9 protein-coding genes are annotated in these 7,089 nt (G+C 60.8%); 4 read left to right on the top strand and 5 right to left on the bottom strand.

Translation table 11 applies throughout. From position 1 onward, the window contains the following. Positions 1-163 precede the first annotated feature (163 nt). Complete coding sequence (locus WA989_RS02980) at positions 164-1,111, top strand: radical SAM protein (protein ID WP_424339038.1); 948 nt, start codon at positions 164-166, stop codon at positions 1,109-1,111. A 2-nt stretch (positions 1,112-1,113) separates the two neighbouring features. Here WA989_RS02980 and WA989_RS02975 read toward each other — a convergent pair whose 3' ends face one another. Genes WA989_RS02975 through WA989_RS02965 form a run of 3 tightly spaced genes read right to left on the bottom strand, consistent with a single transcriptional unit; the run spans position 1,114 to position 2,177 of the window. After that, positions 1,114-1,332, bottom strand: coding sequence for a helix-turn-helix transcriptional regulator (locus WA989_RS02975; RefSeq protein ID WP_424339037.1), 219 nt, complete (start codon positions 1,330-1,332; stop codon positions 1,114-1,116). Continuing rightward, the gene (locus tag WA989_RS02970) at positions 1,329-1,736 is read right to left on the bottom strand and encodes a hypothetical protein (RefSeq protein WP_424339036.1); all 408 of its coding nucleotides are present in this window, start codon (positions 1,734-1,736) and stop codon (positions 1,329-1,331) included. Before WA989_RS02970 ends, WA989_RS02975 begins: the two co-directional genes overlap by 4 nt. A 33-nt stretch (positions 1,737-1,769) precedes the next feature. Further along, entirely contained in the window at positions 1,770-2,177 is a 408-nt protein-coding gene (locus WA989_RS02965) for a hypothetical protein (protein ID WP_424339035.1), read from the bottom strand. Positions 2,178-2,351: 174 nt separating this feature from the next. Here WA989_RS02965 and WA989_RS02960 point away from each other — a divergent pair, with 174 nt between their 5' ends. From WA989_RS02960 to WA989_RS02950, 3 genes are all read left to right on the top strand, one after another. Further along, positions 2,352-3,644 (top strand): MFS transporter, encoded by a 1,293-nt coding sequence (locus tag WA989_RS02960; RefSeq protein WP_424339034.1) that lies wholly within the window; start codon positions 2,352-2,354, stop codon positions 3,642-3,644. A 110-nt stretch (positions 3,645-3,754) separates the two neighbouring features. Further along, positions 3,755-4,423, top strand: coding sequence for a guanitoxin biosynthesis heme-dependent pre-guanitoxin N-hydroxylase GntA (gntA, locus tag WA989_RS02955; RefSeq protein WP_424339033.1), 669 nt, complete (start codon positions 3,755-3,757; stop codon positions 4,421-4,423). Then, positions 4,420-5,013: a DUF1989 domain-containing protein gene (locus tag WA989_RS02950; protein ID WP_424339032.1), complete on the top strand. Its 594-nt coding sequence runs from the start codon at positions 4,420-4,422 to the stop codon at positions 5,011-5,013. The genes gntA and WA989_RS02950 overlap by 4 nt, the downstream gene beginning before the upstream one ends. Here WA989_RS02950 and WA989_RS02945 read toward each other — a convergent pair. Together WA989_RS02945 and WA989_RS02940 are read right to left on the bottom strand one after the other, a co-directional pair. Then, complete coding sequence (locus tag WA989_RS02945) at positions 5,010-5,195, bottom strand: hypothetical protein (RefSeq protein ID WP_424339031.1); 186 nt, start codon at positions 5,193-5,195, stop codon at positions 5,010-5,012. The two genes, WA989_RS02950 and WA989_RS02945, sit on opposite strands and share 4 nt — an antisense overlap. Positions 5,196-5,281: 86 nt before the next feature. Next, positions 5,282-7,021: an N-acyl-D-amino-acid deacylase family protein gene (locus WA989_RS02940; RefSeq protein ID WP_424339030.1), complete on the bottom strand. Its 1,740-nt coding sequence runs from the start codon at positions 7,019-7,021 to the stop codon at positions 5,282-5,284. Positions 7,022-7,089: the final 68 nt, after the last annotated feature.

Raw genomic sequence — 7,089 nt, 5'->3', positions numbered from 1 at the left:
CTTTCGGCTCATTCCGGCTATGTGAATCGATATGAGCAGATGGACCTCAGCTGGTTGCCCGCGAAGTAGCGCCGCCCGTAGTCGCCGGGTAACGCTTCACAACTATGAGAGCGCGTGCATGCCCCTTCTTGTCATGCGGCCTTGCCCACCTAATGTCGGGCAGATGACGAGCACCACGCTGATAGATATGAAATTTCATGATCCCTTTGTCACGGCGAAAGGTGAAAAACGGGCCAGCGTCGACTGGCGCGGTCTCAAAACGCTTTGGCTGAATACGGGCACGCTGTGCAATATCGAATGCGTCAATTGCTATATCAAAAGCTCGCCGACGAATGATGATCTTGTCTATCTGAGCCTCGCCGATGTGACGCCCTTCCTCGACGAGATTGATGCGCTTGGGGAAGGTGCCAAGGAGATCGGGATCACGGGCGGCGAGCCGTTCATGTGCCCGGATATCCTGGCGATTATGGAAGCTGTTCTCTCGCGCGGGCACACGCTGCTACTGCTGACCAATGCGATGCGGCCCATGATGCGCCCGCGTATCCAGAACGGCCTGCTTGAGCTGAGAGAGCGTTATGGGGCGCAGATGACGCTCCGCGTTTCGATGGATCACCACTCAGAGGCCGCTCACGACGCCGAGCGAGGGGCGGGCAGTTTCAAGGCGGCGTGTGAGGGGCTGGCCTGGTTGGCCGAGAACGGATTTACCGTTGCGATTGCCGGGCGTCAGGCACTGGCGGAGAGCGAGGCAGACGCGCGGTCCGGCTATGGCGGCCTGATCTCCAGGCTTGGCCTCTCAATCGACCCATCCGATACCAGACAGCTTGTCCTGTTTCCGGAAATGGTCGACGGCGACAGCCCGCCAGAGATCACCACCGCCTGCTGGGGCATTCTCGATGTCGACCCGGGCGACATGATGTGCGCGAGCCAGCGCATGGTCGTAAAGCGCAAGGGCGCGGGTCAGGCTTCTGTCACGGCGTGTACGCTGCTGGCCTATGATCAGCGCTTCGAGGTTGGCGAAAGCCTCTCAGACGCAACGAAAGAGCCCGTCCAGCTGAACCATGCCTGGTGCGCCAGTTTCTGCGTCCTCGGCGGCGGCAGCTGTTCGGCCTGACCCTATTCAGCCGCCTTGGCCTGCGGCGCTGCCGGATCCTGAAAGACGTCCTCTATCGACTTTCCGAACAGCCGCGCAATCGCGAAGGCGAGCGGCAGAGACGGGTCGTACTTGCCGGTCTCGATCGCGTTCACGGACTGGCGTGAGACGTCGAGCTTCTCGGCCAGCGCCGCCTGGCTCCAGCCATGCTCGGCGCGCAGGGTGCGGATGATGTTCTTCACGCGCCCGGCCCGCGCGCGAAGCGCCATCGGGCATATTGCGCCGTGAGCAGCCATTCGGCCATGTAGAGACCGGGCGCGGTCAGCAGGGGCAGGCCGTCATTGTTCGTGACCGGCGATGCGACGCGCATGAATACAAGAAAGAACACTGTCCAGAGGCCTGCCGTGGTGCTGGCTGTAACCTTGATCGAGGTCTCGAACTCTCCGTCGTTTCGCCCTCGTGCGACGAGCGCGAACAGGAAGGCCAGTGGCAGGGCGCCAAGGGTCGACCCTGCCCAGACGGGCCCATGATTGAGCAGCCAGTCTGCAAAAATCCCCGTCGCGACGAACGTGATGGCGATCATGCACCAGCCGGCAAAGCGGAGCCATTGCAGGTCAGGTTTCTCTTCGCTGACGTTGCCTTGCATCAAACTCTCCATCAGTTTGTCCATCTTGGGCGGCTACACCGTCGTGCCGAACCAGTTCGACCAGCAGGTCGACAGGCCATAGGCAAAGAAGAAGCCGGGGCCGAACCAGAACACTTCAAAATTGCCGATCACTTCGAACAGTTGCAGGAAGCCGACGACGAAGATCGCGCCGATCGTTATCGCCGCCCCGCGCGCAAAGCCTTTCAGGTGTTTGATACGCGTATATTCATCGGTTTCGCTCATCCAGCGCACCATGGCCCAAAGGGTAAGACAGACGGGCAGCGCCGTCATTACTGCGACAGTCGCTGCGAGCCAGGCGGGCGATGTCTCCTTGTCGACAATCCAGGCGCCGCCAAGGACGATCACCACATAGATAGCCATGGCCGGCCAGAAGACGCGGTGATAGCGCTTTCGTGCGGCGTTGAATCCATACTGAGCCATTTTGAATTTCTCCAGGTGGTCTGAAACGCGCTTGAGACCTTGTTTGCCGTCTGTCATTCCGAGGACGGATTGTCGTGTTTCCTTGACATTTAGACAAGCAACCTTGTCATGTCAAGTGACCTTTACAAGATTAGTCATTGCGCGAATTGGCTAGCGCGTTAGGAGGGGCGCTCCATGGCGAATGCTCCTTCCCTTCAGGTCTTCAGACATCGGCCGTATCTGCACTTCTGGCTGATGCGGGTGTCCATCGCGGCTGCGCGCCAGATGGAGGCGGTGGCGATTGGCTGGCAGGTCTATAATGTCGCGCGCGACCCCGCCGCGATGGGCGGGCTTGGCTGGAGCATTGAGGAATCAGCCTTTCTGCTGGGGCTCGTGGGGCTCGCACAATTTCTCCCTGTGCTGCTGCTTTCCCTGCTTGGCGGGCAGGCGGCCGACCGGCTGAACCGCAAGATGATTCTGCTCATCGCCATCGCGGTCCGGGTCCTTGTTTCCTTTGGGCTGCTGGCCTCGGTCTTCCTGCCGGCGAGTTATGCCCTGCCGATCATTTTCGGCGTTGCTGTGACGCTCGGCTGCGTGAACGCCTTCGTGCCGGCCGCCGCCAATTCGCTCTTCCCCAGGCTGGTGCCGCGCAAGGAATTGCCGACGGCGATTGCCTGGAATTCGCTCGGCTTTCAGACCGCGACGATTGCCGGCCCGGCGCTGGGCGGCCTCATCTATGCGGCCGGAAATGCGCAGGCCGTGTATGTCACAGCGATCGTGCTCGCCTGCTTCTCTTTCGGCGCCTTGTTTACCGCGAAGACCCCGCCGCACGAGAAGGTACTGAACGTTCGCGGCTGGTCGATGGTGTTTGAGGGGCTCGGCTATATCCGGCGCAACAAGATCGTGCTTGGCGCGATTTCGCTGGATCTGGTGGTGGTCTTTTTTGCCGGCGCCAAGGCGCTCTTGCCTGTCTTTGCGCGGGATATTCTCTTCGTCGGCTCTGTCGGCCTTGGCCTGTTGCAGGCCAGCGTGGCGGTGGGCGCGGTCATGGTCGCATTCATCCTGGCGACCCGCCCCCTGGCGCGGCATGTCGGCCCGTGGATGATGTGGGCCGTCGGCATTTATGGCGCTGCAACTCTGGTCTTCGGCCTGTCGGACATGTTCTGGCTGTCCTTTGCAGCGCTCGCGGTCACAGGCGCGGCCGACGAGATTTCCGTCTATGTCCGCGCCTCGCTCATCCAGCTTGCGACGCCTGACGAGATGAAGGGACGGGTCTCGTCAGTCTCCTTCATCTTCATCTCGGCCTCGAATGAACTCGGCGAGTTTGAGAGCGGGGTCGCCGCGCGCTTCCTCGGGCCAGTCGGCGCTGTCGTCTTCGGCGGCTGTGCGGCGATCGCGACGGCGGTCCTGTGGACGCGTCTTTTCCCCGATCTCGCCCGCGCTGATTCCTTCGACGGAATCGAGGAGCAGGCCGTTAAAGCCAGCTGAGACGACGGTTTCCGCCATTGTCTTAACCAGGCGCAAAGTCTGAACGTATGGATGCAACCCGATTGTGGCCCTGAGAGTTGGATAAGCTGACATTCAACAGGAAGATCCGAATGCGGCACGCCACACTGATAGAAGACTTTGAAAGCGCTGTTTCCGACGGTGGTTTTCCTTGTGTCGGCGCGAAAAGCGCTATGGGGCTGGGCCGGATCGAGTATTTTGTCGGAGACAGCTTCGATCGCACGACTTATGACCTGCCGCTATTCGAAGCGATACGCCGCTTTTCCGATCAGCTGGATCCCACCGAAGCAGCGGTCCAGTCCTTCGTCGCCTTGTTCGATACACCGCGCGATCTGGAAGAGGGCGAGTTCGCAGAATGCCTGTGGGATAAACTTCAATCCCTGCACAATATTGATGCCGCTTATGGGTCTGAATGGTCAAAGACCGTCGACCGGGATCCGTCCTCGGCGCATTTCAGCTTCAGTCTTTGCGGCACAGGATATTTCATCGTTGGGCTTCACCCCAATGCCAGCCGGGCCTCGCGCAGATTTCCGATGCCGGCTCTGGTCTTCAATTCGCACGACCAGTTTGAAGCGCTGCGCAAGGACGGGCGATATGCCGAGTTGCAGAGTACGATCCGCGCAAAAGACGCTGCGCTCGAGGGCGATATCAATCCAATGCTCGCCAATTTCGGAGAGGCCTCCGAGGCCTTCCAGTATAGTGGCCGCAAGCTCGACGACACCTGGGAATGTCCGTTTGTTCCGAGAGACCCTCTTCCATGAAAATTATCGACCCGCGCAGCGCGCAGGCCTTTACCGTCAAGGCGGGCGAAAAGCTCAAAGTCATAGATCCCGAGGGCGAGCAGGTCGCCGATCTCGTCGCCTTCAATGAAGCCGATCTGGAAGAGTATCTCTCATCGGGGCGCAGCATTGACTATGCCAGCCGGATGTTCCTGACCGAAGGCGACACGCTGTACTCAAATCGGTCAAATCCGATGTTCAGCATCGTTGAGGATGATGTCGGCCGGCACGATTTCACGCTCACGCCCTGCTCGGAAGACACGTTCCGCATCATCTATGGCGACACTGATCCGGCGCCGGGCTGCGAGGGTAATCTGGCACGCGTCCTTGCCTCGCACGGGATCAGCCGCGACCGCATTCCGATTGCCTTCAATGTCTTCATGCACGTCGATGTGAATGGCAGAACCGGCGAGATCAAGGTGCTGCCGCCGAAGAGCCGGCCGGGCGACGCGCTCGTACTGGAGGCGCAGATGGACCTGGTGGTCGGGCTAACCGCGTGTTCTGCCGGGCAGTCCAACAATTTCAATTACAAGCCGATCGGCTATGAGATCATAAAGGCGGATCAAGCCTAGCGCCAGAAATCCCTGCGGTTCTGTTTCATGTGCGTCGTTTCCCAGCCATCATCGCTGAAGCCCAGCAGCTCGTCGAGCGACCAGGACTGGTAGAAGATGACGACATAAAGGGCGCGCAGCGAAACCATCCCGGCAAAGCTCATGCCGACGACCAGCATAGCCCGAAGCGTTTCCTCGCTCATCACATCTCCCCCTCCTCATCGACCTGACGAGGCAAGTTTTGTAAGAGCGGCTTTCTGAATGTTTAGCCGGGTCGGTGAAATTTTACCTATTCGGCCGCTATTCGCGAAATAGACGGGGCGTGTTGCGCGCCGCGCACAATCCGGCCCGGTTTGGCCCCGGTGGGTGCGCCATCCCGATAGATGATTTCGCCGGCAACAATGGTAGCCGTGTAGCCCGTCGCACGTTGCATGAGGCGCCGTCCACCTGCCGGCAGGTCGCGCTGGATTTCCGGCCGGTGCAGGGTGAGATTGTTATAATCAATGATGTTGAGATCGGCCCTGAAACCAGGCTGCAGCAATCCGCGATCATTGAGCCCCATCCAATGCGCCGTGTCTGCCGTCTGGCGTTTGACGATCCATTCCAGCGGGAATTTTGGCCCGCGCGTGCGATCCCTCGTCCAGTGGGTGAGCATGGTCGTCGGGAAGGAGCCGTCGCAGATCATGCCGACATGTGCCCCGCCATCCGAAAGACCCGGTATCGTCGCCTTGCTGGACAACATGGCATGGCTCGGGTCGAGCGAGCCCTGCGCATAATTGAGGAAGGGCAGGTAGAGCAAGCTGTGGCCGTCATCCTCGAGCATCAGGTCGAGGGCGGCCTCCTCCGGCGTAACCCCGCGCGCCCTCGCAATGGCTTCGACCGTGCGATCCGCCTCCGGCTCGTAATCGGGCACGGCATCCAGCGTGAACAACTTCCCGAACTGGCGCAGCAGGCTTTTGACGAACGGATTGTTGGGGTCGGGCTCGCTGGCGAGCAGGCGGGCGCGGAAGTCTGGATCGCGTAGCGCCGAGACCTGTTCGGCGAGCGGCTTGTCCCGGACCTCCTGATAGACCGGATGAGCGCTGAACGGGTTCATGGTGAGCTCAAGCCCGAGCAGCACGCCAACGGGTCGGCCGCAGACTTGCGCGCGCATCGGCAGGCCGCCGTCAACCGCCTGTTCGATTGCGCCAAGGAGGCGCTTCCATCCCTCTGGCGCCAGATCGGATTGCGCGAGCGAGACTGATAGCGGGCGCCCCGAACGCTCGACGATCTGGCGCAGCATGGCTGCTTCCTTCTGCGGGTCGTTGAAGTCCGAGACGAATTGCAGGACGCCTTTGCCGACCTCTTTCAGGGCCATGGCAATGCCGGTGAGCTCCTCTTCAGAGGCGGTCAGCGTGGGCGTTGGCTGGCCATCTGACGTGCGGTGATTGAGCGTGCGGGACGTGGAAAAGCCAAGCGCGCCGGCCTCGACCGCCTCTCTTGCAAGCTGCGCCATCTTCGCGATGTCTTCCGGCGTTGCATCCTCGCGATTGGCACCGCGTTCGCCCATCACATAGACGCGCAGCGCCGCATGCGGCAGCTGGGCGGCGAAATCGATGTCGAACGCCTTGTCCGACAGACTGTCGAGATATTCAGGAAAGCTTTCCCAGTCCCAGGGCAGCCCGGCGGTCAGCACAGGGAAGGGGATATCCTCCACGCCCTCCATTAACCGGATCAGGCGGTCATGATCCTGCGGCTTGCAGGGCGCAAATCCGACGCCGCAATTGCCCATGACAGCGGTCGTGACGCCATGAATCGATGACGGGGTCAGCGTGTCGCCCCATGTGACCTGGCCATCATAATGGGTGTGAACATCAACGAAGCCCGGCGTCACCAGCTCGCCCTTCGCGTCGATCTCGGAGACACCTTTGCCGGAAATCTTGCCGACGGCGGTGATGCGGCCACCATCAATGGCGATGTCGGCGGCGCGGCCGGGCACGCCGGAGCCGTCAACGACAAAACCGTTCCTGATTACCAGATCATGCGTCATCACGAACTCCCTGTCTGCCTGTCTTCATGCAGGCGTTTCGACAGGAAGAAAGCGCCCCTCCCCGAGGG

The organism is Henriciella sp. (genome assembly GCF_049649345.1).
GTDB lineage: Bacteria > Pseudomonadota > Alphaproteobacteria > Caulobacterales > Hyphomonadaceae > Henriciella.
This window is presented reverse-complemented; position numbering and strand designations above follow the sequence as displayed.

What these genes read in the sequence shown, in the direction of transcription:
- WA989_RS02980 (WP_424339038.1), top strand. Translation starts at nt 164, where the DNA reads ATGACGAGCACCACGCTGATAGATATGAAATTTCATGATCCCTTTGTC.
- WA989_RS02970 (WP_424339036.1), bottom strand. Translation starts at nt 1,736, where the DNA reads ATGCAAGGCAACGTCAGCGAAGAGAAACCTGACCTGCAATGGCTCCGC.
- WA989_RS02965 (WP_424339035.1), bottom strand. Translation starts at nt 2,177, where the DNA reads ATGGCTCAGTATGGATTCAACGCCGCACGAAAGCGCTATCACCGCGTC.
- WA989_RS02960 (WP_424339034.1), top strand. Translation starts at nt 2,352, where the DNA reads ATGGCGAATGCTCCTTCCCTTCAGGTCTTCAGACATCGGCCGTATCTG.
- gntA (WP_424339033.1), top strand. Translation starts at nt 3,755, where the DNA reads ATGCGGCACGCCACACTGATAGAAGACTTTGAAAGCGCTGTTTCCGAC.
- WA989_RS02950 (WP_424339032.1), top strand. Translation starts at nt 4,420, where the DNA reads ATGAAAATTATCGACCCGCGCAGCGCGCAGGCCTTTACCGTCAAGGCG.
- WA989_RS02945 (WP_424339031.1), bottom strand. Translation starts at nt 5,195, where the DNA reads ATGAGCGAGGAAACGCTTCGGGCTATGCTGGTCGTCGGCATGAGCTTT.
- WA989_RS02940 (WP_424339030.1), bottom strand. Translation starts at nt 7,021, where the DNA reads ATGACGCATGATCTGGTAATCAGGAACGGTTTTGTCGTTGACGGCTCC.